At 67.1% G+C, this 23,665-nt stretch carries 22 protein-coding genes; 13 read left to right on the plus strand and 9 right to left on the minus strand.

Annotated features, from left to right (window positions below; translation table 11 throughout):
- Positions 1–27: 27 nt before the first annotated feature.
- Positions 28–627 carry a TetR/AcrR family transcriptional regulator gene (locus G3545_RS16785; protein WP_170014426.1) on the plus strand — a complete coding sequence of 200 codons (600 nt, stop codon included), beginning with the start codon at positions 28–30 and terminating at the stop codon, positions 625–627.
- 65 nt (positions 628–692) lie between these two features.
- Here the strand turns inward: G3545_RS16785 and irrA are convergent, their stop codons facing one another.
- Positions 693–1,220, minus strand: a complete 528-nt coding sequence (gene irrA / locus G3545_RS16790) for an iron response transcriptional regulator IrrA (protein ID WP_170014427.1) — start codon at positions 1,218–1,220, stop codon at positions 693–695.
- Between the two features lie 377 nt (positions 1,221–1,597).
- On the opposite strand from irrA, the gene fabA reads away from it, so the two are divergent.
- From fabA to fabI, 3 genes are all read left to right on the plus strand, one after another.
- Complete coding sequence (gene fabA / locus G3545_RS16795; RefSeq protein WP_170014428.1) at positions 1,598–2,104, plus strand: 3-hydroxyacyl-[acyl-carrier-protein] dehydratase FabA; 507 nt, start codon at positions 1,598–1,600, stop codon at positions 2,102–2,104.
- 177 nt (positions 2,105–2,281) lie between these two features.
- The gene (gene fabB, locus G3545_RS16800; protein ID WP_170014429.1) at positions 2,282–3,499 is read left to right on the plus strand and encodes a beta-ketoacyl-ACP synthase I; all 1,218 of its coding nucleotides are present in this window, start codon (positions 2,282–2,284) and stop codon (positions 3,497–3,499) included.
- Positions 3,500–3,595: 96 nt separating this feature from the next.
- On the plus strand, positions 3,596–4,435 hold the full coding sequence (gene fabI / locus G3545_RS16805; RefSeq protein ID WP_170014430.1) for an enoyl-ACP reductase FabI: 840 nt from the start codon (positions 3,596–3,598) through the stop codon (positions 4,433–4,435).
- Positions 4,436–4,563: 128 nt separating this feature from the next.
- On the opposite strand, the gene G3545_RS16810 is transcribed toward fabI, so the two are convergent.
- The 3 genes from G3545_RS16810 to G3545_RS16820 form a co-directional block, all read right to left on the minus strand.
- Entirely contained in the window at positions 4,564–6,012 is a 1,449-nt protein-coding gene (locus G3545_RS16810; protein ID WP_170014431.1) for an amidohydrolase family protein, read from the minus strand.
- An 89-nt stretch (positions 6,013–6,101) separates the two neighbouring features.
- A complete protein-coding gene (locus G3545_RS16815) occupies positions 6,102–6,959 on the minus strand; it encodes a prephenate dehydratase (RefSeq protein ID WP_170014432.1) in 858 nt (285 codons plus the stop codon).
- Positions 6,956–7,726 (minus strand): 3-deoxy-manno-octulosonate cytidylyltransferase, encoded by a 771-nt coding sequence (locus G3545_RS16820; RefSeq protein ID WP_170014433.1) that lies wholly within the window; start codon positions 7,724–7,726, stop codon positions 6,956–6,958. Before G3545_RS16820 ends, G3545_RS16815 begins: the two co-directional genes overlap by 4 nt.
- Positions 7,727–7,949: 223 nt before the next feature.
- Here G3545_RS16820 and G3545_RS16825 point away from each other — a divergent pair, with 223 nt between their 5' ends.
- The 8 genes from G3545_RS16825 (at position 7,950) to G3545_RS16860 (ending at position 18,472) form a co-directional block, all read left to right on the plus strand.
- Complete coding sequence (locus G3545_RS16825) at positions 7,950–8,801, plus strand: cytochrome c family protein (RefSeq protein ID WP_170014434.1); 852 nt, start codon at positions 7,950–7,952, stop codon at positions 8,799–8,801.
- 334 nt (positions 8,802–9,135) lie between these two features.
- Positions 9,136–10,956: an extracellular solute-binding protein gene (locus G3545_RS16830; protein WP_170018125.1), complete on the plus strand. Its 1,821-nt coding sequence runs from the start codon at positions 9,136–9,138 to the stop codon at positions 10,954–10,956.
- 128 nt (positions 10,957–11,084) lie between these two features.
- Positions 11,085–12,932: an extracellular solute-binding protein gene (locus G3545_RS16835; protein ID WP_348644581.1), complete on the plus strand. Its 1,848-nt coding sequence runs from the start codon at positions 11,085–11,087 to the stop codon at positions 12,930–12,932.
- Between the two features lie 86 nt (positions 12,933–13,018).
- The gene (locus G3545_RS16840) at positions 13,019–14,125 is read left to right on the plus strand and encodes a microcin C ABC transporter permease YejB (RefSeq protein WP_170014436.1); all 1,107 of its coding nucleotides are present in this window, start codon (positions 13,019–13,021) and stop codon (positions 14,123–14,125) included.
- A 12-nt stretch (positions 14,126–14,137) separates the two neighbouring features.
- Positions 14,138–15,268 (plus strand): ABC transporter permease, encoded by a 1,131-nt coding sequence (locus G3545_RS16845; protein WP_246702442.1) that lies wholly within the window; start codon positions 14,138–14,140, stop codon positions 15,266–15,268.
- The gene (locus tag G3545_RS16850; RefSeq protein ID WP_170014438.1) at positions 15,268–16,899 is read left to right on the plus strand and encodes an ABC transporter ATP-binding protein; all 1,632 of its coding nucleotides are present in this window, start codon (positions 15,268–15,270) and stop codon (positions 16,897–16,899) included. Before G3545_RS16845 ends, G3545_RS16850 begins: the two co-directional genes overlap by 1 nt.
- Complete coding sequence (locus G3545_RS16855; RefSeq protein ID WP_170014439.1) at positions 16,896–17,531, plus strand: NUDIX hydrolase; 636 nt, start codon at positions 16,896–16,898, stop codon at positions 17,529–17,531. The genes G3545_RS16850 and G3545_RS16855 overlap by 4 nt, the downstream gene beginning before the upstream one ends.
- A complete protein-coding gene (locus G3545_RS16860) occupies positions 17,528–18,472 on the plus strand; it encodes a glyoxylate/hydroxypyruvate reductase A (protein ID WP_246702443.1) in 945 nt (314 codons plus the stop codon). The genes G3545_RS16855 and G3545_RS16860 overlap by 4 nt, the downstream gene beginning before the upstream one ends.
- Here G3545_RS16860 and G3545_RS16865 read toward each other — a convergent pair.
- The 3 genes from G3545_RS16865 to G3545_RS16875 all read right to left on the minus strand — a co-directional run bounded on the left by G3545_RS16865 (position 18,469) and on the right by G3545_RS16875 (position 21,317).
- Positions 18,469–19,329, minus strand: coding sequence for an NlpC/P60 family protein (locus G3545_RS16865; protein ID WP_170014440.1), 861 nt, complete (start codon positions 19,327–19,329; stop codon positions 18,469–18,471). The two genes, G3545_RS16860 and G3545_RS16865, sit on opposite strands and share 4 nt — an antisense overlap.
- Before the next feature lie 29 nt (positions 19,330–19,358).
- Positions 19,359–19,709 (minus strand): MarR family transcriptional regulator, encoded by a 351-nt coding sequence (locus tag G3545_RS16870; protein WP_170014441.1) that lies wholly within the window; start codon positions 19,707–19,709, stop codon positions 19,359–19,361.
- 231 nt (positions 19,710–19,940) lie between these two features.
- Complete coding sequence (locus G3545_RS16875) at positions 19,941–21,317, minus strand: leucyl aminopeptidase family protein (RefSeq protein WP_170014442.1); 1,377 nt, start codon at positions 21,315–21,317, stop codon at positions 19,941–19,943.
- A 195-nt stretch (positions 21,318–21,512) separates the two neighbouring features.
- Between G3545_RS16875 and G3545_RS16880 the strand changes: the two genes are divergently transcribed.
- Positions 21,513–22,331 carry a tetratricopeptide repeat protein gene (locus G3545_RS16880; RefSeq protein WP_170014443.1) on the plus strand — a complete coding sequence of 273 codons (819 nt, stop codon included), beginning with the start codon at positions 21,513–21,515 and terminating at the stop codon, positions 22,329–22,331.
- Positions 22,332–22,493: 162 nt separating this feature from the next.
- On the opposite strand, the gene G3545_RS16885 is transcribed toward G3545_RS16880, so the two are convergent.
- A complete protein-coding gene (locus G3545_RS16885) occupies positions 22,494–23,084 on the minus strand; it encodes a histidine phosphatase family protein (protein WP_170014444.1) in 591 nt (196 codons plus the stop codon).
- On the minus strand, positions 23,081–23,650 hold the full coding sequence (locus tag G3545_RS16890; RefSeq protein ID WP_170014445.1) for a hypothetical protein: 570 nt from the start codon (positions 23,648–23,650) through the stop codon (positions 23,081–23,083). Before G3545_RS16890 ends, G3545_RS16885 begins: the two co-directional genes overlap by 4 nt.
- Between the last annotated feature and the right edge of the window lie 15 nt (positions 23,651–23,665).

The following is a 23,665-nucleotide window of genomic DNA, read 5'->3' on the forward strand; positions in this document are numbered from 1 at the left end:
GAACGAGCGCTCGTTTTATTAAATCCCATGCCAAAGATTTCCGATGAGAAGCGCAGTGCGCGCCGCCTGCAGATTCTCGAGGCAGCCTGGCGCTGCTTCGAGCGCGAAGGGCTCCACGCCACCACGATGGACGACATCGTGCGCACTTCCGGCCTCTCGGCCGGGGCGGTGTACAGCTACTTCAAGAACAAAGATGAGCTGATCCTGGCCGCGCTGACGACATCGCTGGGCGGGCTGCGCGAGCGGCTGCTGCCGGTCATCGGCGCCCGCCCGGCCCCGGCGCCGACCGTGCTGGTCGCCGCGATCCTGGCCGAGATCGTCGCATTCACCGAGCGGGAGGGCTTCGACCTGAAGCGCATCGCGCTGCTTGGCTGGAGCGAATCACAGCGCAACGAGACCCTGCGCGCCACCATGGGCGGCTTCTATCGCGCCTTTCGCGACCAGCTCATGGAGGTCGCGGCGGTCTGGCGCTCGGAGCGGCTGCTCGCGGCGGAGGCGGATTGCGGACTGGTGGCAAAAGCGCTGCTGGCGCTGATCCTCGGCTTCGTTGTCGAAGCCGCCGTGATCCGCGATGTCACGCCCGACGAAATCGCCCGGGGCCTGGAAGGACTGGGCGTCACCCAATGAAAAAGGCCGGTCGCTGCGACCGGCCTTCAGGATGATCGGCGATTTCTCGGCCGCGACGCGATATCTCAGGCGCGGCGCTTGGGCCGCAGGCGGACCACCACGTCGATGCGGGCTACCTCATAGCCTTCCGGCGGCTCCGGTATGCGCTCGACTTCGACATGCGCGCTCGGAATGTCGACGAGATTGTTCTCGCCTTCGACGAAAAAGTGATGGTGATCCGAGGGATTGGTGTCGAAATAGGTCTTCGAGCCGTCGACCGCGAGCTCGCGCAGCAGGCCGACTTCGGTGAACTGGTGCAGCGTGTTGTACACGGTGGCCAGCGACACCGGGAAGCGCGCCTTGATGGCTTCCTCGTGCAGGATTTCCGCCGACACGTGCCGATCGCCCTTGGCGAACAGCAGCCAGCCGAGCGCCAGGCGCTGCCGGGTGGGCCGCAGGCCGACGTCGCGCAGCATGTGGCGCACGTCGTGGAACGGGCAGCCGGTGCGGCTGGCCGAACTGTCGCGCAGCTTGGCGACCGGAAGCGCGACGTCGTGGTCTTCCACGATCACCCGCGGCGTTGCCATGTGCACGGTACGGACGGTCTCGTTCATCTCGGCTTCCGACAAGTCCCTAAAGGAAGGCGGCGCGTTTCACGGAACCAGCGGCCGGCTTCCATAATATAATGAGTGGCCAGCAACCTTGCAGCCGCCAGCCAGCGGTTTTCGGCTACATAATAACGGCAGGCGGGCACACTCGGCAACCGAACTGCCGATAATCGTAACGATTCCAATCTGTGACACGATGCAAGGCCGGCCCGACGCCGGCAATTATCGCGTGACGATCGCGTGACATCTTGCGTATCAAGGCCCGGTTGGTGGCTTTGAGCGCGATTGGGGCTGTGTTAGGAAGCGCCGAACGGTCGGGAGTGATCGACACGGGCGTGCCGGATCGGCATGTCTTCTAGAATTGCGAACGGTGTGCGGGGAAGATGGACGAGCGGCGTACGAGCTTCGATTACGAAGACCTTCTCGCATGCGGACGAGGCGAACTGTTCGGTCAAGGCAATGCGCAGCTGCCATTGCCGCCGATGCTGATGTTCGACCGCATCACCGAAATCTCCGAGACCGGCGGCGAGAACGGCAAGGGCCATGTGCGCGCCGAGCTCGACGTGAAGCCGGACCTCTGGTTCTTCCCGGTGCACTTCCAGGGCGACCCGGTGATGCCCGGCTGCCTCGGCCTCGACGCCATGTGGCAGCTGGTCGGCTTCTATCTCGGCTGGCTCGGCGCGCCGGGCCGCGGGCGGGCGCTTGGCCTCGGCGAGGTGAAATTCTCCGGCCAGGTGCTGCCGACGATGAAGAAGGTGGTCTACGGCATCGACTTCAAGCGGGTGATGCGCTCGCGCCTGGTGCTCGGCATCGCCGATGGCTGGCTGGCTGCCGACGGCGAGGTGATCTACCGGGCCAGCGATCTCAAGGTCGGGCTGTTCCAGACCTGAGCGCGGCGATCGCGACCGGGCCTCGCATTCGCCATCCGAACACTTGCAGTCCGCACCGGCGGCGACCATCTCGCCGGTTCGTCTCTGATCTGAAATGATCGCACAGGAAGATCGCGTCCGCGGGCGTCCGTCGGCCTTCTCCGCCGCCCGCCGTGACCCTTGAGGAGTAGGAAGCCTATGCGCCGTGTCGTCGTCACCGGTATGGGCATCGTCTCGTCCATCGGCAACTCGACGCAGGAGGTTCTCGCCTCCCTGCGCGAGGCGAAGAGCGGCATCAGCCGCTCGCAGTCCTATGCCGATCTCGGTTTCCGCAGCCAGGTCTATGGCGCCCCGCAGCTCGACGCCGCCGCGATCGTCGATCGCCGCGCCATGCGCTTCCACGGCGGCGGCACCGCCTGGAACCATGTTGCGATGGAGCAGGCGATCCGCGATTCCGGGCTGGAGCCGCACGAAGTGAGCAATGAGCGCACCGGGCTGATCATGGGCTCCGGCGGCTCCTCCACCCGCACCATCGTCGAGAGCGCCGACATCACCCGCGAGAAGGGCCCCAAGCGGGTCGGCCCGTTCGCGGTGCCCAAGGCGATGAGCTCCACCGCCTCGGCGACGCTGTCCACCTGGTTCAAGATCAAGGGCGCCAGCTATTCGATCTCCGCTGCCTGCGCCACTACCAATATCTGCATCGGCAACGCCGCCGAGCAGATCCAGTGGGGCAAGCAGGACATCGTGTTCGCCGGCGGCTGCGAGGACCTCGACTGGACGCTGTCCGTGCTATTCGACGCCATGGGCGCCATGTCGTCCGATTTCAACGATCGCCCGTCGGTCGCCTCCCGCCCCTATGACAAGAACCGCGACGGCTTCGTCATCTCCGGCGGCGCCGGCGTGCTGGTGCTCGAGGAGCTGGAGCACGCCAAGGCCCGCGGCGCGCGCATCTATGCCGAAATCGTCGGCTACGGCACCTCCTCGGACGGCGCCGACATGGTGGCGCCCTCCGGCGAAGGTGCGGCGCGCGCCATGAAGCTGGCGCTCCAGAGCGTCAAGGGACCGATCGACTACATCAACCCCCACGCCACCGCGACGCCGATCGGCGATCTCAAGGAGATCGAGGCGATCCGCGCGGTGTTCGGCGACAAGTGCCCGCCGATCTCCGCCACCAAGGCGCTGACCGGCCACTCCCAGGGCGCCACCGGCGTGCACGAGGCGATCTACTCCATCCTGATGATGCAGAACGGCTTCATCACCGAGAGCGCGCACATCGAGGAACTCGATCCGGTCTTCGCCGACATGCCGATCGCGCGTGAGCGCATCGACAATGCGAAGCTGGAACGCGTGCTTTCCAACGGCTTCGGCTTCGGCGGCACCAATGCCGTGCTCGTCCTGCAGCATCCCGACGCCTGACGGGAACTTTATGCGTTCGCACGTCGTCATGTTGACGACAGATAAGTACTCCAGATCAATAAGTTGCCCGCCATGTCCGGGCGAAGGAGTTCTTCGATGAGCCTGATGCAGGGCAAGCGCGGTCTGGTGATGGGGGTCGCCAACGACCATTCCATCGCCTGGGGCATCGCCAAGGCGCTGGCCGCGCAGGGAGCGGAACTCGCTTTCACCTATCAGGGCGAGGCGCTCGGCCGCCGCGTCAAGCCGCTGGCCCAGAGCCTCGGCTCCGACACCGTGCTGCCCTGCGACGTCGAGGACCTCGCTTCGGTGGACGCTGCGTTCGACGCGCTGAAAGCCAAATGGAGCACCATCGATTTCGTCGTGCACGCCATCGGCTTCTCCGACAAGAACGAGTTGAAGGGGCGCTACGCCGACACCACGCGGACCAATTTCACCCGCACCATGGTGATCTCCTGCTTCTCCTTCACCGAGATCGCCAAGCGCGCCGCGGCCCTGATGCCGCGCGGCGGCTCGATCCTGACGCTGACTTATGGCGGCTCGACCCGGGTGATGCCGAACTACAATGTCATGGGCGTCGCCAAGGCCGCGCTGGAGGCGAGCGTGCGCTATCTGGCCGCCGATTACGGCCCTCAGGGCGTGCGGGTGAACGCGGTCTCGGCCGGGCCGATCCGTACGCTGGCGGGCGCCGGCATCACCGATGCGCGGCTGATGTTCAACTACCAGAAGCGCCACGCCCCGCTGCGCCGCACCGTGACCATCGAGGAAGTCGGCGGCGCCGCGCTGTACCTGCTCTCCGAGCTCGCCAGCGGCGTCACCGGCGAGGTGCATTTCGTCGATTCCGGCTACAACATCATCTCGATGCCGCACCCCGACGCGCTCAAGACCATCGAGGACGCGGAGGAACGCGCCGCCGGCGGCGAGGTCGCGGCGGAGTAATCTCTCTTTTTCGGCTCGATTCAGCCGTCATCCCGGCCGCAGCGCAGCGAAGAGCCGGGATCGCGCGAAGTCTCGCGCCACACCTTCCCGCGGTCCCGGATCGGCTTTCGGCCGTCCGGGATAACGGACTAGCCGATCGTGTCCTTGTAAATCTTCCCGTCCTTCATGATGAGGACGAAGTTCTTCTCCGGATCCCCGATCAGCGCGAGATTGGCGAGCGGGTCGCCGTCGACCAGGATCATGTCGGCGAACGCGTCCTTCTCCAGCACGCCCAGCCTGCCGGGATAGGGATTGCGCGGGCCGGACAGCGCCAGCAACTCGCCATTGGTGGCGGTCGCCATGGTCAGCGCCTCGGCCGCGCTGTACCAGCGGGCGAGATGGGTGAGCATGGTGCCCTGGCGCCGCGCCAGCCGCGCCGAGAATAAGAGGTCCGAGCCGAACGCCGTCCGGATGCCGTATTTCCTCGCCAGCCGGTAAACGTTGTCGGTGCCCGCGAACACCTGGATCTGCTTCGCCCGGCTCGGGCCGGTCAGCGGTACCGAATCGTCATCGCCGACGAAGGGCTGGGTGCTCAGCCAGAGGCCGCGCTCGGCCAGCAGCGCCGCGGTGGCGTCATCCATCAGGTGGCCGTGCTCGATGCAGGCGGCGCCGGCCATGATCGCGCGCTGGATGGTCGGCGACGCATAAGCGTGCACCGCGATATAAGTGCCCCAGTCGGCGGCGGTCTCCGCGGCGGCGCGCACCTCGGGCTCGGAAAAGGTGGTGGCGTCGAGCGGCGAGCGCGGCGAGGAGACGCCGCCGCCGCCCACGATCTTGATCTGCGAGGCGCCCTGCAGCATCTGCTCGCGTACCCGCAGCCGCACCTCGTCGGCGCCGTCGGCGATCGCCATGCCGCCGGTCTGCTCCGCCGTGCCCGGCGTTCCGGCCGCCCGCGGCAATTCGCCAACCGCGCGCAGATCGGCATGGCCGCCGCTGCCGGTGATCATGGCGCCGCAGGGATAGATGCGCGGCCCCGTAGCCAGGCCCTCGTCGATCACCTGCTTCAGCGCGAAGGATGGGCCGCCGAGGTCGCGTATGGTGGTGAAGCCGCGCAGCAGCGTCTGCTCCGCCTCCGCCGCGGCGGCGAGATGCACATAGCCGATATCGGCGGTCATCAGCGCCGGGATCGACAGCGCAGCGAACATGGCGTGCCAGTGCATGTCGATCAGGCCGGGCATCAGCACCCGGCTCTTGCCGTCGATCACCCGCGCGCCCTCCGGCGCCGCCGGGGTGCCGTTGGCGATGTCCTTGATGCGGCCGGCCTCGACCAGCAGGCTCACGCCTTCGCGAAGGGTCGCGGACTTGCCGTCGAACAGCCGGACATTGGTGAAGAGGATGGGCCGTGGCGGCGCCGGCGGCGCCTGCGCCAAAGCCGGCTTCGACAAGCCCATGGCCGCGACCGATGCTGCCATGCCGGCGACAAAGCCGCGGCGGGTCAGGTCCGCATCGATGCGCCGCGTGAGCGCCCGGATCTCCGGCCGGTGGCACAGGCAACCAGTGTGGCCCGATACGTCGTCAGCCGATGTGCAGGAAAACATGCTCGCCCCCAACCGCCCCGGTCGCGCGACAGTACGAGGAAGCGCCCTTTAAGCAACTCATCAAGCCGCGATTGCCGATGCCAACCAGATCAGCCCTTCGCCGCCAGCGCGATCCGGTAGGAGTGCGCGGGATAGACGCCGAGGATGCGCAACTCCTTGGAGAAGAAGGCCAGTTCCTCCAAAGCCAGCTTCAGCGGCCGGTCGTCCGGGTGGCCCTCGACATCGGCATAGAATTGCGTGGCGAAAAACTCGCCGTCGAGCTGGTAGGATTCCAGCTTGGTCATGTTCACGCCATTGGTGGCAAAACCGCCCATCGCCTTGTAGAGCGCGGCCGGCACGTTGCGCACCCGGAACACGAAGGTCGTCACCGTCGGGCCATTATTGGCCGGCGCCCAGTCGGCCTCCCTCGAGAGGATGATGAAGCGCGTGGTGTTATGCGCTTCGTCCTCGATGTTCTCGGCGACGATGTCGAGCCCATAGATCTCCGCGGCCAGGCGCGAGGCGATGGCCGACTGGGTGATGTCGCCGGCCTCGGCGATCTGGCGGGCGGAGCCGGCGGTGTCGGCGCCGACCACCGCCTTCAGCCCGAGCTTGCGGATGATGTTGCGGCACTGGCCGAGCGCCATCACGTGGCTCTGCGCGGTCTTGATGGTGGCGAGGCTCGCGCCCTTCACCGCCATCAGCTGGTGGGAGAGCGGCAGGAAGAACTCGCCGATGATGTTGAGACCGGAGGTCGGCATCAGATGGTGGATGTCCGCCACCCGGCCGGCGACCGAGTTCTCGATCGGGATCATGCCGAGATCGGCCTCGCCGTTCTGGATGGCGGCGAAGGCGTCCTCGAAGGTGTCGCACGGCACCGGCTCGAAATCCGGATAGACCTCGCGGCAGGCGATGTGGGAGTTGGCTCCCGGCTCGCCCTGGAACACGACGGTGCGGCGGCTGGTCATTTTGCAGGTCCTTCCCTGGAACGCACGTCCTCACGCGCGAGCAGCACCCGCGCCTTCACCAGATCATCCGGCGTGTCGACGCCGAGCGGCACGGTATCGACGATGGCGACATCGATGCGCATGCCGGCTTCCAGCGCTCGCAGTTGCTCCAGCCGCTCGCGGCTCTCGAGCGCGGAGGGCGGCAAGGCGACGAAGCGCTCCAGCGCCGCACGCCGATACGCGTAGAGGCCGATATGATGATAGAGTGGCCCCTTGCCCCAGGGCGCAGTGGCCCGGGTGAAATACAGTGCGCGCAGCCGGCCGTCGCCCAAGGGGCTGCCGACCGCCTTCACCACGTTCGGATTGGCGCGCTCCTCCTCGACCCGGATCTCGGCGGCGAGCGTACCGATATCGACCGCGGCCTCGTCCAGCAGCGCGAGCGCGGCGCGAATCAGTGCCGGGTCGATGGTCGGCAGATCGCCCTGCACATTCACCACGCGCTTCGCGGTACGGTTGGGGTCGACGATGTTCAGCGCCTCGAAGATGCGGTCGGAGCCCGACGGATGGTCGGTGCGCGTCATCACCGCCTCGAAGCCGGCCTTCACCACCGCCTCGCGCACGCTCTCCGTGTCGGTGGCGATCACCACGCGGCCGATATTTGCCGCGGCGGAACGCCGCGCCACTTCGACGATCATCGGCCGCCCGCCGACATCGGCCAGCGGCTTTCCCGGCAAGCGGGTCGACGCCATGCGCGCGGGAACAAGTATCAGCGTATCGGATGAGGGCATTTGCCCGCCTCGGCGAAGTAGATTCGGGGATGGCGCCGCGCTTCCGCCCGGTGGCGAAACGTAGCAACCGCGGGCGGCTTATACGGGTTGCACGGCCACCGTCAAAATGATTAGTTCCGCCCGCCGTTGGCGCCCGATAAGGGCGGCTGTTACCATTGAGCGGCGCGGGGTGCGGACCTGCCGGAGGTGCCCGCTTCCCGCTCTTCGAGGGAGCCGAATTTCGATGGACAGCTTCGAGCTGAACAAGATCGCTGGTGCCATACTTGGCACGCTGACCTTCACGCTCGGATTGAGCATCGTTGCCGATATCATCTTCTCGCAGCATCCGCCGGCGAAGCCGGGCTTCGAGATCGTGGTGAAGGAGGCTTCCAGCGGCGAAGCCCAGGCCGCGGCGCCGGCCGATGTGCCGATCGCCAATCTGCTCGCCGCCGCCAGCGTCGAGCGTGGCGCGGCGCAGGCCAAGAAGTGCGGCGCCTGCCACAATTTCGTCGAGGGCGCCGGCCCCAAGGTCGGCCCGGACCTTTACGGCGTGGTTGGCCGCCCGGTCGCCAGCGCTGCCGGCTTCGCCTATTCCGCCGCGATCAAGGCGCATGGCGGCACGTGGACCTTCCAGGAGCTGTCGGACTTCATCAAGAACCCGAAGGGCGATATTCCCGGCACCGCGATGGGCTTCGCCGGCCTGCCGAAGGAAACCGATCGCGCCGACCTGCTGGTCTATCTGAACACGCTGTCGCACAGCCCGCTGCCGCTGCCCCAGCCGGTCGCCGCGCCTGCGGCCGCTCCGGCCGCGGCACCCGCAGCTGGCGACAAGCCGGCGGAAGCCAAGCCTGCTGAAGCGAAGCCGGCCGCGCCTGCTGCCGCTCCGGCTCCTGCTGCCGCTCCGGCTCCCGCCGCTGCCCCGGCTCCCGCTGCGCCCGCCCCTGCCGCTCCGGTGGCCGCGGATCCCAAGCCGGCCGAACCTGCGGCACCGGCTCCCGCAGCACCGGCCCCGGCTCCGGAAGCGCCCGCTGCTCCGGCGCCGGCCCCCGCTCCGGAAGCTCCGGCCACGCCCCCGGCGACCGCGCCCGCCCAGTGAGGCGGTGGCGCCGCGCTAAACATTGCGCGGCGTTCATGTTTTTCACGATCACGTCAGGCCGGTGGCGCTTCGCGCCCCGGCCTTATTCTTTTCGGAACGTAACTTGCCATAATGACCGATGGCCGGGGCCGCTTTGCCGACCCGAGGTCCGCCAACAGCAGAGGGATGCCACTGGATGATGAGCCGCAACAGGACGCCCATGCTCGCCTGCGTCACGCTGATGCTCGCGCTCGGTGGCCTCGCCACGCCGGCCTCTGCCCAGACCACACCGGCCGCGACGGCGCAAACCACCGCTCCACCCGCCGCCGGCGATCCGCAGGCGCCGCCCTCGGAAATGCCGCCGCCGGCCGCGGTGCCGCCCGCCCTCGCTCCGACCGACGCGCCGCCGCAATGGCGCCACGCCGTCGCGCTGCTCGGCACGCCGAAATACCAGCCGGACTTCAAGCATTTCGACTATGTGAACCCGGACGCGCCAAAGGGCGGGCTGGTGCGGCTCTCCGACAACGGCACCTTCGATTCGCTCAACGACATCGTTCCGCGCGGCAATCCGGCGGCCGGCATCAGCCTGATCTACGATACGCTGATGACGCCGTCCTTCGACGAGGTGGCGACGGAATATGGGCTGCTGGCCGAGGCGGTGCGCTATCCGGCGGATTTCTCCTCCGTCACCTATCGCCTGCGCCCCGAGGCGAAGTGGCATGATGGCCAGCCGGTCACAGCGGATGACGTGGTGTGGTCGTTCGAGGCGCTGACCAAGAACAATCCGCGCCAGGCCTTCTATTACAGCCACGTCAAGAAGGCGGAGGTGACCGGCGAGCGCGAGGTGACCTTCACCTTCGACCAGACCGGCAATCGCGAACTGCCGCAGATCGTCGGCCAGTTGCGTGTCATGCCGAAGCATTGGTGGACCGCGAACGACGCCTCCGGCAAGGCGCGCGACATCTCGCAGGGCACGCTGGAGATCCCGCTCGGCGGCGGCGCCTACAAGATCAAGCAGATGGTGCCCGGCCGCTCGATCTCCTACGAGCGGGTGCCGGACTATTGGGCTGCCAACCTGCCGGTGAATGTCGGCACCAATAATTTCAACGAGCAGCGCTACGACTATTTCCGCGACGAGACCGTCGAGCTGGAGGCCTTCAAGGGCGACCAGTATGATTATCGCATCGAGAGTTCCGCCAAGGATTGGGCCACCGCCTATGACTTCCCGGCTGTGAAGGCCGGCAAGGTGATCCTCGAGGAATTCCCGAACCGGGCTTCCGGCTCGATGCAGGCCTTTATCCCGAATCTGCGGCGCGACAAGTTCCAGGACCAGCGGGTGCGCCGGGCGCTGAACTTTGCGCTCGATTTCGACGGCATGAACCGCACGCTGTTCTTCGGCCAGTACAAGCGCACCTCCAGCTATTTCCAGAACACCGAGCTCGCTTCCTCCGGCCTGCCCCAGGGCAAGGAGCTGGAGATATTGCAGGGCGTGAAGGACCTTGTCCCCGCCAGCGTGTTCACCACCCCATACGAGAATCCGCCGACCGGTGGCGAGGATGTGCGCCGCGCCAATCTGCGCGAGGCGGCACGGCTGTTCAAGGAAGCAGGCTATGAGGTGAAGGGCGGCAAGCTGGTCAACGCCAAGGGCGAGCCCTTCACCATCGAGATACTGATCGCCAATCCGGCGTTCGAGCGCGTCGCGCTGTTCTACAAGCCGACGCTGGAGCGGCTTGGCGTCACCGTCAATGTGCGCCAGGTCGACACCTCGCAATACATCAACCGCATCCGGGCGCGTGATTTCGACATGATCATCACCGGCTGGGGCCAGTCGCTCTCCCCGGGCAACGAGCAGCGCGATTTCTGGGGCTCGGCGGCGGCCGACCGCGAGGGCTCCACCAACTATGCCGGCATCAAGGATCCCGGCATCGACGCGCTGATCGAAAAGGTGATCTACGCCAGGGACCGCGAGGAACTGGTGGCGGCCACCCACGCGCTCGACCGCGTGCTGCTTGCCCACGATTATGTGGTGCCGAGCTGGAACTACCCCAACACCCGGACGGCGCGCTGGAACCGCTTCTCGCGGCCCGAGACCCTGCCGGAATACGGCAGCGGCGCCTTCCCTACCATCTGGTGGTGGGACGACGCCAAGGCCAAGGCGACCGGAGGCGCGAAGTGAGGACCGGTCCAAGGTCCTCGTCATCCCGGCCGGAGCGCAGCGGAGAGCCGGGATCGCGTGCCGATAGTGCGCTCTCTTCTGCACGCGATCCCGGATCGGCCGTGCCGGCCGTCCGGGATGACGGCGGAGTGACGCGCCGCCATATTCTGGCGTTTGGCGCCGGTGTGCTGGCTGCCCCGCTGCTCGCCCGGCGCAGCCTCGCACAAGTGGCCACCGCCGCCGAGCGCCATGGCATGTCTGCCTTCGGTGACCTGAAATATCCGGCCGATTTCGCCCGTTTCGACTATGTCGACCCCAAGGCGTCGAAGGGCGGCATCTTCTCGCAGATCGGTCCTACCGCCGCCTATAATCAGGCGTTCCAGACCTTCAATTCGCTGAACGGCTACATCCTCAAGGGCGACGGCGCGCAGGGCATCGACCTCATCTTCGACAGCCTGATGTCGCGCGCCTTCGACGAGCCGGATGCGGTCTATGGGCTGATCGCGCAGTCGGTCGCCGTATCCGATGGCGGCACGCTCTACCGTTTCCGCCTGCGCCCGGAGGCACGCTTCCATGACGGCTCCAGGCTCACCGCCGAGGATGTCGCCTTTTCGCTGAACATCCTCAAGGAGAAGGGCCATCCGATCATCGCGCAGAGCCTGCGCGAGATGACCGGCGCGGAAGCCGACGGCGCCGACATAGCCGTGGTGCGCTTCACGCCCAAGCGGGCGCGGGACGTGCCGCTGCTGGCGGCGCAATTGCCGGTGTTCTCCAAGGCCTTTTATTCGGCCAAGCCGTTCGACGAGAGCACGCTGGAGCCGCCGCTCGGTTCCGGACCTTACAAGGTCGGCAAGTTCGAGGTCGGGCGCTTCATCGCCTATGACCGCGTCCCGGACTATTGGGGCGCCGACCTGCCGGTCAATCGCGGCACCAATAATTTCGATACGGTGCGCTTCGAGTATTTCCGCGACCGCGATGTCGGCTTCGAGGCTTTCAAGGGCAAGGCCTATCTGTTCCGCGAGGAGTTCACCTCGCGCACCTGGGCGACCGGCTATGACTTCCCGGCGCTCCAGGATGGCCGGGTTAAGAAGACCGAGATTCCGGACGAGACGCCGTCCGGCGCGCAGGGCTGGTTCCTCAATCTGCGCCGCCCGCAATTCGCCGACCGCCGGGTGCGCGAGGCGCTGTCCTATGCGTTCGATTTCGAATGGACCAACAAGAACCTGATGTTCGGCATCTACAAGCGGACGCATTCGTTCTTCGAGAATTCCGACCTCAAGGCGGAAGGCCCCGCCGGCCCGGACGAAGTCGCGCTGATCGAGCAGATCCGCGACAAGCTCAGCCCGCAGGCGCTGGAGGAGCTCAAGGGCGATCCCTGGTCGCCCCCGGTTTCCGACGGCTCGGGCCAGGACCGCATTTTGCTGCGCAAGGCGACGCAATTGCTGCGCGATGCCGGCTGGGTGATCAAGGACGGCCGCCTGGTCGATCGCAAGGGCGAGCCCATGACCATCGAGTTCCTCGATGATGAGGGCTCATTGGAGCGGCACACCGCGCCGTTCATCAAGAATTTGAAGGTGCTTGGCATTTCCGCCTCGTTCCGCCTGGTCGACCCGCCGCAGTATGAGCGCCGGCTGAACAATTTCGACTTCGACACCACGGTGCGACGCTTCTCGGTCTCCACCGTGCCGGGGGAATCGCTGCGCGCCTTCATGGGCTCGCAGGCGGCGGCGACGCCGGGTTCGAACAACCTCTCCGGTATCGCCGACCCGGCGATCGACACGCTGGTCGATACCGTGATCGCCGCCAACAACCGCGAGGATCTGCGCACCGCCTGCAAGGTACTGGACCGGCTGCTGCGAGCCGGGCGCTATTGGGTGCCGCAATGGTACTCGGGAGCACACCGCATCGCCTACTGGGACAGCTTCGAGCATCCCGACATGCCGGCGCCGAAATACGACCGGGCGATCCCGCTGACCTGGTGGGCAAAGTCGGGATGAATGACGTTGCATCTAAATAACCGTTAAGTTGACGCCGTCGCCACCACCCGCCACCTTGCCGTCTCCTCGGGAGGACGCCCGAACACATGCTCGCCTACATCATCCGCCGCATTGCGCTCATGGTGCCGACCATCATCGGCATCATGCTGATCTCCTTCGTGGTGGTGCAGTTCGCACCGGGCGGCCCGGTGGAGCGCGTCATCGCCCAGCTGACCGGCGAGGGCTCGTCCGCCACGCAGCGCATCTCCGGCGGTGGCGGTGATTTCGGCGGCATGCAGCAAGGCGCGCCGGCCGGCGACGCGACGTCCTCGAAATATCGCGGCGCGCAGGGGCTGGACCCCGCCTTCATCAAGCAGCTGGAAAAGCAGTTCGGCTTCGACAAGCCGGCCTATGAGCGCTTCGGCTTGATGATGTGGAACTATGCCCGCTTCGATTTCGGGCGCAGCTATTTCCGCGACATCTCGGTGCTGGACCTCATCAAGGAGAAAATGCCGGTCTCGATCTCGCTCGGCCTCTGGATGATGTTCATCAGCTATGGCATCTCGATCCCGCTCGGCATCGCCAAGGCGGTGCGCGACGGTTCGCGCTTCGATGTGTGGACCTCGGCGGTCATCATCGTCGGCTATGCGATACCGGGCTTCCTGTTCGCCATCCTGCTGATCATCCTGTTCGCCGGCGGCTCCTTCTTCTCCTTCTTTCCCTTGCGCGGCCTCACCTCGGACAATTGGGACCAGCTCTCGCTGGTGGGCAAGGCGCTGGATTATTTCTGGCATTTGATCCTGCCCATCACCTCCATGGTGCTGGGCGCCTTCGCCACCACCGCCCTGCTCACCAAGAATTCGTTCCTCGACGAAATCCGCAAGCAGTATGTGGTCACCGCGCGGATGAAGGGGCTGTCGGAGCGGCGCGTGCTCTATGGCCATGTGTTCCGCAATGCGATGCTGATCGTCATTGCCGGTTTCCCCGGCGCCTTCGTCGGCGCCTTCTTCACCGGCGCACTGCTGATCGAGACCATCTTCTCGCTCGACGGGCTCGGCCTGCTCGGCTTCGAGAGCGTGCTCAACCGCGACTATCCGGTGGTGTTCGCCAATCTCTACATCTTCTCGCTGGTCGGCCTCGCGGTGAATTTGATCTCCGATCTCACCTACACGTGGGTCGATCCGCGCATCGACTTCGAGACGCGGGAGGTCTGAGTGGACGCCGGCGTGCTCCCTATCGAAACCGCGCCCGCAAAGCCGGACCGGTTGTCGCCACTCAACAAGCGGCGGCTCGCCAATTTCCGCCGCAACCGGCGCGGCTGGTGGAGCTTCTGGCTCTTCGCCGTGCTGTTCGTGCTGAGCCTTGGCGCCGAGTTCATCGCCAACGACAAGCCGTTCCTGGTCGAATATGACGGCGGCTATTATTTCCCCGGCTTCAAGGCCTATCCGGAGACCACCTTCGGCGGCGACTTCGAGACCGAGGCGGATTATCGCGACCCCTATCTGAAGAAGCTGATCACTGAAAAGGGTGGCTGGATGATCTGGCCGCCGATCCGCTACAGCTACGACACCCACAATCTCGATCTGCCGACGCCGGCCCCCTCGCCGCCGACCTGGATGCTCACCGATGCGCAATGCGAGCCGATCGCCACCAAGCTCGGCGGCAAGGGCTGCGGGGCGCTGGAATGGAACTGGCTCGGCACCGACGACCAGGGCCGCGACGTGGTGGCCCGGCTGATCTACGGCTTCCGCATCTCGGTGCTGTTCGGGCTGATCCTCACCATCATCTCCTCCATCATCGGTGTCGCGGCCGGCGCAGTGCAGGGCTATTTCGGCGGCTGGACCGACCTCATCTTCCAGCGCTTCATCGAGATCTGGACCTCGATCCCGGCACTATACCTCCTGCTCATCATCTCCTCGGTGCTGGTACCGGGCTTCTGGGTACTGCTCGGCATATTGCTGCTGTTCTCCTGGGTGGCGCTGGTCGGGCTGGTGCGCGCCGAATTCCTGCGGGCGCGCAATTTCGAATATGTGCAGGCTGCTCGCGCTCTCGGCGTCTCCAACGGCGTCATCATGTGGCGGCACATGCTGCCCAACGCCATGGTGGCGACGCTGACCATGCTGCCTTTCATCGTCTCGTCCTCGGTCATGACCTTGACCGCGCTCGACTTTCTTGGCTTCGGCCTGCCGCCCGGCTCGCCCTCGCTCGGCGAATTGCTGGCGCAGGGCAAGGCCAATGTCCAGGCGCCGTGGCTGGGGCTGACCGGCTTCTTCACCGTCGCCATCATGCTGAGCCTCCTGATCTTCATCGGCGAAGCGGTGCGCGACGCGTTCGACCCGAGAAAGACATTCCGGTGATGGCTGACGACACTCCCCTGCTCTCGGTTCGCGACCTTTCCGTCGCCTTCGCCTCAGAAGAGCGCACCGTGCTCGCCGTCGACGGTGTCTCGTTCGATGTCCGTCGCGGCGAGACGGTGGCGCTGGTGGGCGAATCCGGCTCCGGCAAGTCGGTCACCGCGCTCTCGGTGCTGAAGCTGCTGCCGCCCTCCGCCACCCACCCCTCGGGCGAGGTGCGGTTCAATGGCGAGAACCTCATCGCCATGAATGAGCGCCAGATCCGCAAGGTGCGCGGCAACGACGTGACCATGGTGTTCCAGGAGCCGATGACTTCGCTCAACCCGCTGCACACGGTGGAGCGGCAGATCGCGGAAGTGCTGTCGATCCATCGCGGCATCACCGGGGACGCCGCCCGCAAGCGCGTGATCGAGCTGCTCACCGAAGTCGGCATTCCCGAGCCCGAGACCCGGCTCGGCTCCTATCCGCACCAGCTCTCCGGCGGGCAGCGCCAGCGCGTGATGATCGCCGTGGCGCTCGCCAACGAGCCGAAGCTCCTGATTGCCGACGAGCCAACCACAGCGCTCGACGTCACTGTGCAGGCGCAGATTTTGAAGCTGCTGAAGGAATTGCAGAGCCGGCTCGGCATGGCGATGCTGTTCATCACCCATGACCTCGGCATCGTCCGCAAGATCGCCGACCGGGTCTGCGTGATGAACAATGGCAAGATCGTCGAGACCGGCCCGGTCGCGGAGGTGTTCCGCGCCCCGCAGCATCCCTATACGCGCGAACTGATCGCAGCCCAGCCCAAGGGCGACCCGGCGCTGCCGCACCCCAACGAGCCGGTGGTGATGGAGACCACGAACCTCAAGGTCTGGTTCCCGATCAAGCGCGGCGTGCTGCGCAAGACCGTCGGCCATATCAAGGCGGTGGACGGCGTCTCGGTTGCCGTCCGCAAGGGCGAGACGCTCGGCGTGGTCGGCGAGAGCGGCTCCGGCAAGACCACGCTCGGCCTCGCGCTGATCCGGCTGATCTCCAGCAACGGGCCGATCGTCTTCATGGGCAAGCCGGTGGATACGCTCGGCTTCAAGGAGATGCGCCCGCAGCGCAGCGAGATGCAGATCGTGTTCCAGGACCCGTTCGGCTCGCTCAGCCCGCGCATGTCCATTGCCGATATCATCGGCGAGGGTCTGCGGGTGCACCAGCCGAAGCTGTCCGCCACCGAGCGCGACGACAAGGTGGTCGCTGCCTTGAAGGATGTCGGGCTCGACCCGTCGAGCCGCCACCGCTACCCGCACGAATTCTCCGGCGGCCAGCGCCAGCGCGTCGCCATTGCCCGCGCCGCGGTGCTGGAGCCCTCCTTCATCGTGCTCGACGAGCCGACCAGCGCGCTCGACATGATCGTGCAGGCGCAGATCGTCGACCTGCTGCGCGATCTCCAGCAGCGGCGCGGCCTCACCTACATGTTCATCAGCCACGACCTGCGCGTCGTCGCCGCGCTGGCCTCGCGCATATTGGTGATGCGCTACGGCAAGGTGGTGGAGCAGGGCGCTGCCGTCGACATCTTCAAGAACCCGCAAAGCGACTACACGCGAGCGCTGTTTGCGGCGGCCTTCAATCTCGAGACGGCGCCGGGCGCCGCGGTGGCGCAATGAACGTTCCCTTCCAGCCCCATGCCGTCGACGGCGCGATCGAGGATCGCGTCGCCGATGTCGCGGTCGGCCCGGCGCAGCCGCTCGCCGACGGCTTCCGGCCTTATGACCGCTTCGAGGTGCGCGACGGCAGCGCCCACTTCACCCGCGACATATTGCGGGTCGGCGATGTGGTGGCGGTGCTGGCGCTCGACCCGGTGCGCGAACGCTTCGTGCTGATCCGCCAATTCCGGCTCGCCGCCCATCTCGCCACCGGCAGGGGCGACATCGTCGAACTGGTCGCCGGCCGCGTCGATGAGGGCGAGAGCGCGGAAGCCGCGGCGCGGCGCGAATGCCGGGAGGAGATCGGCGTGGCACCACGCGCGCTGCTGCGCGTCTTCAGCTACTTGCCGACGCCGGGCGTGACCGACGAACGATGCACGCTGTTCCTTGCGCTGGTCGATTCCACGAAGGTTCCGGCGCACGCCGGCCTCGCCGACGAGACCGAAGCGACCCACCCCTTCACGGTGCCGGTCACTGATGCTTTGGCGGCAGTCGAGGCCGGGGCGGCCGGCAATCTCTTCCTCATCAGCGCGCTGCAATGGTATGCGCTGAACCCCGCTCGCATCGCCTCATTGATCGAAGGCCGGACTTGAACGCCATCCTCCTCGCCATGACGGGCATGGAGCCCGAAACCTGGGTTGCGCGCCTCAAGGCGCTCGACCCGGATCGCGACGTCCGTGCGTGGCCGGAGGTCGGTAATCCCCAGGAGATCGCCTATGCGATGGCCTGGAAGCCCGAAACCGGCGCGCTCGACGGGCTTACCAACCTCAAGGCGGTGTTCTCGCTCGGCGCCGGTGTCGATGCGCTGCTCGCCATTGACGGCCTGCCCGACGTGCCGCTGGTGCGCGTGGTCGACCCCGACCTCACCATGCGCATGTCGGAATTCGTCGTGCTGAATGTGCTGCTGCACCATCGCCACATGCTGCGGGCGCTCGACGACCAGCGGGCCAGGCGCTGGGAGCCGCGCGACCAGCCGGCGGCCTCCAGCGTGCGGGTCGGCATACTCGGCCTTGGCGAGCTCGGTCTCGACGCCGCGCGCAAGCTGACGATGATGGGGTTCCAGGTTGCCGGCTGGAGCCGCAGCGCCAGGCAATGCGCTGGCATTGCCACCTATTCGGGTGAAGCCGGGCTCAAGCAATTGCTTGGCCGTACCGATATCCTCGTCGTGCTGCTGCCCTTGACCCCCGCGACCACCGGCATCATCGACGCCGCGCTGCTGCGTGGACTCGCGCAGGACGGCGCGCTGGGCGCGCCGGTGCTGATCAATGCCGGGCGCGGCGGGCTGCAGAATGAGGCGGATGTGCTCGCTGCGCTCGACGATGGCACGCTGCTCGCCGCCTCGCTCGACGTGTTCGTGACCGAGCCGCTGCCGGAGACGAGCCCGTTCTGGACGCATCCGAAGGTGATCGTCACTCCGCATGTCGGTGCCGACAGCGATCCCGAGGCACTGGCGCGCTATCTCATGGGCCAGGTCCACCGCTTCGAGGCCGGGGAAGGGCTGGCGAATGTGGTGGATCGGGCGGCGGGATATTAGTCCAGGCGCTTCACCGTACGCACCGGCGCGCTGGCGGCCTCGATGCGCAGCAGCGCTTCGGACAGCGGCTCGCGCACCACGGCCATGAAGAAGGCGGTGGCGTGCAGCAGCGTTGCCTCGTCTTCGACAATGCCGACATGGCCGGGCCAGAAGATCAGGTCGCCGCGCTTCAGTTCCGTGGCGTCACCGGAGAACGGCACCGCCTTGCCCAAAGCCGCCTCCTGCATGTCGCTGTCGCGCGGGCAGGCTATGCCGCAGGCCGTGAGCGCGACCTGCACCAGGCCGGAACAATCCATCCCCGCGCCGGAACGACCGCCCCAGAGATAGGGCAGGCCGAGGAAACGTGCCGCAACCGCGACGAAATCCGTCTCCTTCGCCTCCAGCGGCGCGAGATGGCCGGCGAAGATGAAACCGCCCTCGGTCACCGCAAAGCGTTCCCGCGTGCCGGTGACGACCAGCCGGCTGCCGAACGATAGCAATGCGGTCGGCGGCAGCTTGATGCTCGGGCCGGGAAACACCGGGGTGCGCAGCGCCGTCACCTTGTGGGTCGGCGCTCCATCGAGCGGCGCCAGCGCCTCGGCCGAGAGCCAGCCGACATAGTGGTCGGCATCGAGCTGGCCCCAGGCCCAGCCCTCCTCGGTGATCTCGAACACCGTCACGCTCTCGCCGAACAGCGCCTCGGTGACCAGCGGGGCTTCCGGCGAGGGCTGCGCCTTCATCGGCGCGACCGGCCACGCGATGACGTGCCGCGTGCCCTCGACGAAGCGCGCGGCTTCCACCGTGCCGGCGAGACGGGCGCTCGCAAGGTCAGGGCGGGCAGGCGTCAGGCGCGGATCGAAAGCGTTCATGGCGGACATTATCTCACAGATTCATCGCGGAAGCGCCGTCATCGGGGAAGCGCCTTGGCGATGGCGACGACGTGATCGCCAAGGCGCTCCAGATAGAGCGCGCCCTCGACCGTGCGCTGGATTACCACATTGCGGCGGTCGGCCTCGTCGCGGCGGCGCGAGACGAGGCGGAGTTCGCCCATGCTGTCCAGCGCGCGGGTGATAACCGGCTTGGTGACGCCGAGCTTGGCGGCGAGCCCGCGCACGGTATGCGGCGGTGCTTCCAGATAGACCGTCAGCAATACCGCGAGCTGGCGCTGGCTGAGGTCGGGACTATCGTCGCGCACCTGGGTCAGCGCCAGCTCGTGCAGCAGGCGCAGCGCCTGGGACGGGCGCATCTCGACGGCCATGGTCGCTCCGGCGGTGGGTCAGGTTCGCGATCGTTACGGGTGCGTATTGTTTCTCCCACTATGGCGGCGAGCCGGCAACAAATGTTTAAGGGCGCTGGGGAAAGTCGGCATGAGTGAGCATCCTTCGAGGCCCGCTTCGCGGGCACCTCAGGATGACGTGGTTGTAAAAGCAACGTCATCCTGAGGTGCCGGCCAAAGGCCGGCCTCGAAGGATCCTGAAGCAAATCACCCCTACCCGAACCGCTCCGCCAGCAGCGCGTCGAGCGCGCGGATGGTCTGCGCCTCGCCGCCTTCCGGCCGGGCCGGGCGGGAGGACGGGTTCCAGGCGTAGATGTCGAGATGCAGCCACGAAGTGGCGCGCTCGACGAAGCGCTTGAGGAACAGCGCCGCGGTGATGGAGCCGGCAAAGCCGCTGCCCGGTGCGTTGTTGATGTCGGCGATCGGGCTGTCGAGCATCGACATGTAAGGCTGCCAGAGCGGCAAGCGCCATGAGGGATCAGCCTCGCGCGCCGCGTGGCGGGCAAGGTCGGCGGCCAGCGTCTCGTCGTCGGTATAGGCCGGCGGCAACTGCGGGCCGAGCGCAACGCGCGCGGCGCCTGTTAGCGTCGCAAAATCGATGATGAGGTCCGGCGCTTCCTCGTCCGCCAAAGCCAGCGCATCGGCGAGGATCAGCCGGCCCTCGGCATCGGTGTTGCCGATCTCGACCGAGAGCCCCTTGCGCGAGGCGAGGATATCGCCGGGGCGGAAGGCGGTGCCGTCGATCGCGTTCTCCACCGAGGGAATCAGCAGACGCAGCCGCACCGGCAAGTCGCGCGCCATCACCATCAGCGCGAGGCCGAGGGCATTGGCGGCACCGCCCATGTCCTTCTTCATCAGCAGCATGCCGCTCGACGGCTTGATGTCGAGCCCGCCGGTGTCGAACACCACGCCCTTGCCGACCAGCGTCACCTTAGGGTGCGCCGGGTCGCCCCAGACAAGGTCGATCAGCCGCGGCGCGCGCGGGCTGGCGCGGCCCACCGCATGGATCATCGGGAAGTTGGCGGCGAGCAGATCGTCGCCGGTGGTCACGGTGACGGCAGCGCCGAAGCGGGCGGCAAGCGCTCGCACTGCCGCCTCGATCTCCGCCGGACCGAGATCGTTGGCCGGGGTGTTGACGAGGTCGCGGGTCAGCGTCACCGCCTCGACGGTGCGGCGGACTTCAGCGATATCGACGCCGTCCGGAACCACGAGGCGCGGCTTCGCGCCGTTATGCTTGCGGTAGCGCTCGAAGCGGTACGCGCCGAGCGCGAAACCGAGCACGGCGAGACGCACATCGGCCGGCGCCTGGGCAATGCTGTAGTCGCCCTCCGGCAGCGCCCCGGCGAGCTTGCCGAAGGCCAGCGGATCGTCGGCGTTCTCACCCTGGCCGAACAGCACGCCGGCAATGCCACCCTGATCGTCGGGCAGCACCAGCACGGCGCCGCGCTCGCCGCGAAATCCCGACGTCTCGGCAAAGGAGGTGGCGATCCCCGGCAGGCCCGCGATCGCGCCGCGCCAGTCCTGCGGGCCGACCGCGAAGATCGGGCGCGGCTGCCGCGCCTCATCCTTGAGGATCAGACGGTCGGTCATGGCGGGAGCTCCGAAATAAACGCCGGGAAAGTCGCGCCTTCCGGCCTAGCACGCGGTTAGGCGGGGCGGAAGACGGGCGATTTTAACCGACCATTAGGGTTAATGTTCCATGAAGGAGGGCAAGGGGAGCCTGGCGCCGCGCTTCGCCCGTTACCGTTTGGACGGGTGAGCAAGTGGTGCCGACCGGAGGTCGTCATGCGTTCCATTGCGTCCCGCCGCGCCGCTGGCGTTGCGCGTCTTGCGGCCGTCGCGCTCGCCTGCGCCGCGCTCGGCGCCTGCTCGACGAGCCAGCGGCCGGTCAGCGGCGATGTCACCGGCTCCATTCCCCAGGGCCCCGGCGCCAACCGCGCCCAGCTCTCCGACCTGCAGAAGCGCTACGAGCAGAATCCCGGCGACGCCCAGACCGCGATCGCCTATGGCGCGGCGCTGCGTGCGAGCGGCCAGCGCGCCCAGAGCGCAGCGGTGCTGCAGCAGGCGGCGATGCGCAATCCGAAGGACACAGCAGTGCTCGGCGCCTATGGCCGTGCCCTCGCCGATACCGGCCAGCTCCAGCAGGCGCTCGACGTGCTCTCGCGCGCCCATACGCCCGATCGGCCGGACTGGCGCATCCTCAATGTTCAGGGCGCAGTGCTGGACCAGATGGGCCGCAACGCCGAGGCGCAGGGCTATTACGAGACGGCACTGCGGATCGCGCCGGGCGAGCCCTCCGTGCTGTCCAATCTCGGCCTGTCCTATGCGCTGGCGAAGGACCTGCCGCGTGCCGAGGCGACGCTGCGGCAGGCCGTCGCCAGCCCGAAGGCCGATGCCCGGGTACGGCAGAACCTTGCCCTGGTACTGAGCCTCGAAGGCCGCATCGGTGAAGCCGAGAGCCTCGCCCGCGCCGACTTGCCGCCCGGCGAGGCGCAGGCCAGCATCGATGATCTGCGCCGGATGGCGGCAAGCTCGAAGGCGGCACCGACGCAAGCGTCCGCGCCGACCTCCGGCGCCAAGGTCGCGGCGCTGCCGGCAGAGTGAGGCTTATCGAAGCCGTCATCCCGGAATGGCCGTCAGGCCATATCCGGGATCGCGTGAAGTCCTGCGCTTCACCTTCTTACGATCCCGGCTCTCCGGTTCGCTGCGGCCGGGATGACGACGCAATGGAATGAAGGCCGGAATGACGGCAGATGAGCTGGTAAACTAGGCCATCGCCATTTCGAACGCGCCGTTTTCCACCAGATAGACGGCCCCTTGGCGCACCGGCTGCTCGGTCGCCTGGGCCTCGGGCATGCCGGCCAGTGCGTGCAGCAGCACCCGCACCACGCCGCCATGGGTGACGACGACGGTGTCCTGCGCGATATCGGCTATGGCGGCGAGCACGCGCGCCATCAGCATGGCGTAGCTCTCGCCGCCGGGCGGCACATAGTTCCACGGATCGGCATCGCGCGCGGCGACACTCACCGGGTCGCGGCGCCGCAGATCCGGCCAGGTCGAGCCTTCCCAACGGCCGAACGAGACCTCCTTCAGCCGATCGTCGCGGCGGAAACTGTCGGGCGGCAGGCCGAGTTCGGAGCGCAGGATCGCCATGGTCTGCGCGGCGCGCCCCAGCGGGCTTGCGACATAGCCGAGGGGGAGCGGATCGCCGCTCAGCCGCTCGATGACGCGGGCGGTCTGTGCCGCCTGCTCGCGGCCGAGATCGTTCAAGGGAATGTCGTGGCTGCCTTGCAGCCGACCGGCGAGGTTCCAGTCGGTCTCGCCGTGCCGGACCAGGAAGATGCGGCGCTTGCTCATCGGGCGGGGATGGCCACCACGTGGGTGTAGCTGAGCCCCTTATGCGGATAGGCAACCCGCAGCGTGGCGCTGGTGCCGCCGCGTGGCGGACGGCCCCTATAGGTCACGCGCCAGCCTTCGACCTGCCGGCCGAGGCAGTAATGGGAGCCGCCGTCCGGCCGCGTCGCGGTAAAGTGGCCGAGATCGAAGCTGAGCTTCCCTCCCGCGGGGGGATCGAGCACGGTTATCTCGGGCGCCTGCTCCATCTGGCACAGGCGGTCGACGGTCGCGGCCGCGAACACCAGATTCCCCTCTCCCCCGCCGGTGAGGTAAGCGAGCTGGGCAGGGTGCTTCGCGCCGTTGTCGGGGCTCACATAATCCGGATAGATCATGCCGCCGAAGCCGAAGATGCGCTCCCACAGCGGGTAGGTCTGGAAATCCGGCGGCGGGCCACGATCGATCTTCGACCGCGGGTAGACGGTGACCGAGGATTGCGCGAGGGCAAGATCGACCGACGCCGCCAGCATGGCGAGCGCCGCGCCGGCGATGGCAAGACGCGAAGCGAGGGAAACCGGGGCCGACGACATCCGTGTCACTCCAGC

Source organism: Starkeya sp. ORNL1 (assembly GCF_012971745.1).
In the GTDB taxonomy this organism is placed as follows: domain Bacteria; phylum Pseudomonadota; class Alphaproteobacteria; order Rhizobiales; family Xanthobacteraceae; genus Ancylobacter.

Excerpts from the sequence above, each read along its gene's own strand:
- G3545_RS16785 (WP_170014426.1), top strand. The coding sequence starts at position 28 with ATGCCAAAGATTTCCGATGAGAAGCGCAGTGCGCGCCGCCTGCAGATT.
- irrA (WP_170014427.1), bottom strand. The coding sequence starts at position 1,220 with ATGAACGAGACCGTCCGTACCGTGCACATGGCAACGCCGCGGGTGATC.
- fabA (WP_170014428.1), top strand. The coding sequence starts at position 1,598 with ATGGACGAGCGGCGTACGAGCTTCGATTACGAAGACCTTCTCGCATGC.
- fabB (WP_170014429.1), top strand. The coding sequence starts at position 2,282 with ATGCGCCGTGTCGTCGTCACCGGTATGGGCATCGTCTCGTCCATCGGC.
- fabI (WP_170014430.1), top strand. The coding sequence starts at position 3,596 with ATGAGCCTGATGCAGGGCAAGCGCGGTCTGGTGATGGGGGTCGCCAAC.
- G3545_RS16810 (WP_170014431.1), bottom strand. The coding sequence starts at position 6,012 with ATGTTTTCCTGCACATCGGCTGACGACGTATCGGGCCACACTGGTTGC.
- G3545_RS16815 (WP_170014432.1), bottom strand. The coding sequence starts at position 6,959 with ATGACCAGCCGCCGCACCGTCGTGTTCCAGGGCGAGCCGGGAGCCAAC.
- G3545_RS16820 (WP_170014433.1), bottom strand. The coding sequence starts at position 7,726 with ATGCCCTCATCCGATACGCTGATACTTGTTCCCGCGCGCATGGCGTCG.
- G3545_RS16825 (WP_170014434.1), top strand. The coding sequence starts at position 7,950 with ATGGACAGCTTCGAGCTGAACAAGATCGCTGGTGCCATACTTGGCACG.
- G3545_RS16830 (WP_170018125.1), top strand. The coding sequence starts at position 9,136 with ATGCCGCCGCCGGCCGCGGTGCCGCCCGCCCTCGCTCCGACCGACGCG.
- G3545_RS16840 (WP_170014436.1), top strand. The coding sequence starts at position 13,019 with ATGCTCGCCTACATCATCCGCCGCATTGCGCTCATGGTGCCGACCATC.
- G3545_RS16850 (WP_170014438.1), top strand. The coding sequence starts at position 15,268 with ATGGCTGACGACACTCCCCTGCTCTCGGTTCGCGACCTTTCCGTCGCC.
- G3545_RS16855 (WP_170014439.1), top strand. The coding sequence starts at position 16,896 with ATGAACGTTCCCTTCCAGCCCCATGCCGTCGACGGCGCGATCGAGGAT.
- G3545_RS16865 (WP_170014440.1), bottom strand. The coding sequence starts at position 19,329 with ATGTCCGCCATGAACGCTTTCGATCCGCGCCTGACGCCTGCCCGCCCT.
- G3545_RS16870 (WP_170014441.1), bottom strand. The coding sequence starts at position 19,709 with ATGGCCGTCGAGATGCGCCCGTCCCAGGCGCTGCGCCTGCTGCACGAG.
- G3545_RS16875 (WP_170014442.1), bottom strand. The coding sequence starts at position 21,317 with ATGACCGACCGTCTGATCCTCAAGGATGAGGCGCGGCAGCCGCGCCCG.
- G3545_RS16880 (WP_170014443.1), top strand. The coding sequence starts at position 21,513 with ATGCGTTCCATTGCGTCCCGCCGCGCCGCTGGCGTTGCGCGTCTTGCG.
- G3545_RS16885 (WP_170014444.1), bottom strand. The coding sequence starts at position 23,084 with ATGAGCAAGCGCCGCATCTTCCTGGTCCGGCACGGCGAGACCGACTGG.
- G3545_RS16890 (WP_170014445.1), bottom strand. The coding sequence starts at position 23,650 with ATGTCGTCGGCCCCGGTTTCCCTCGCTTCGCGTCTTGCCATCGCCGGC.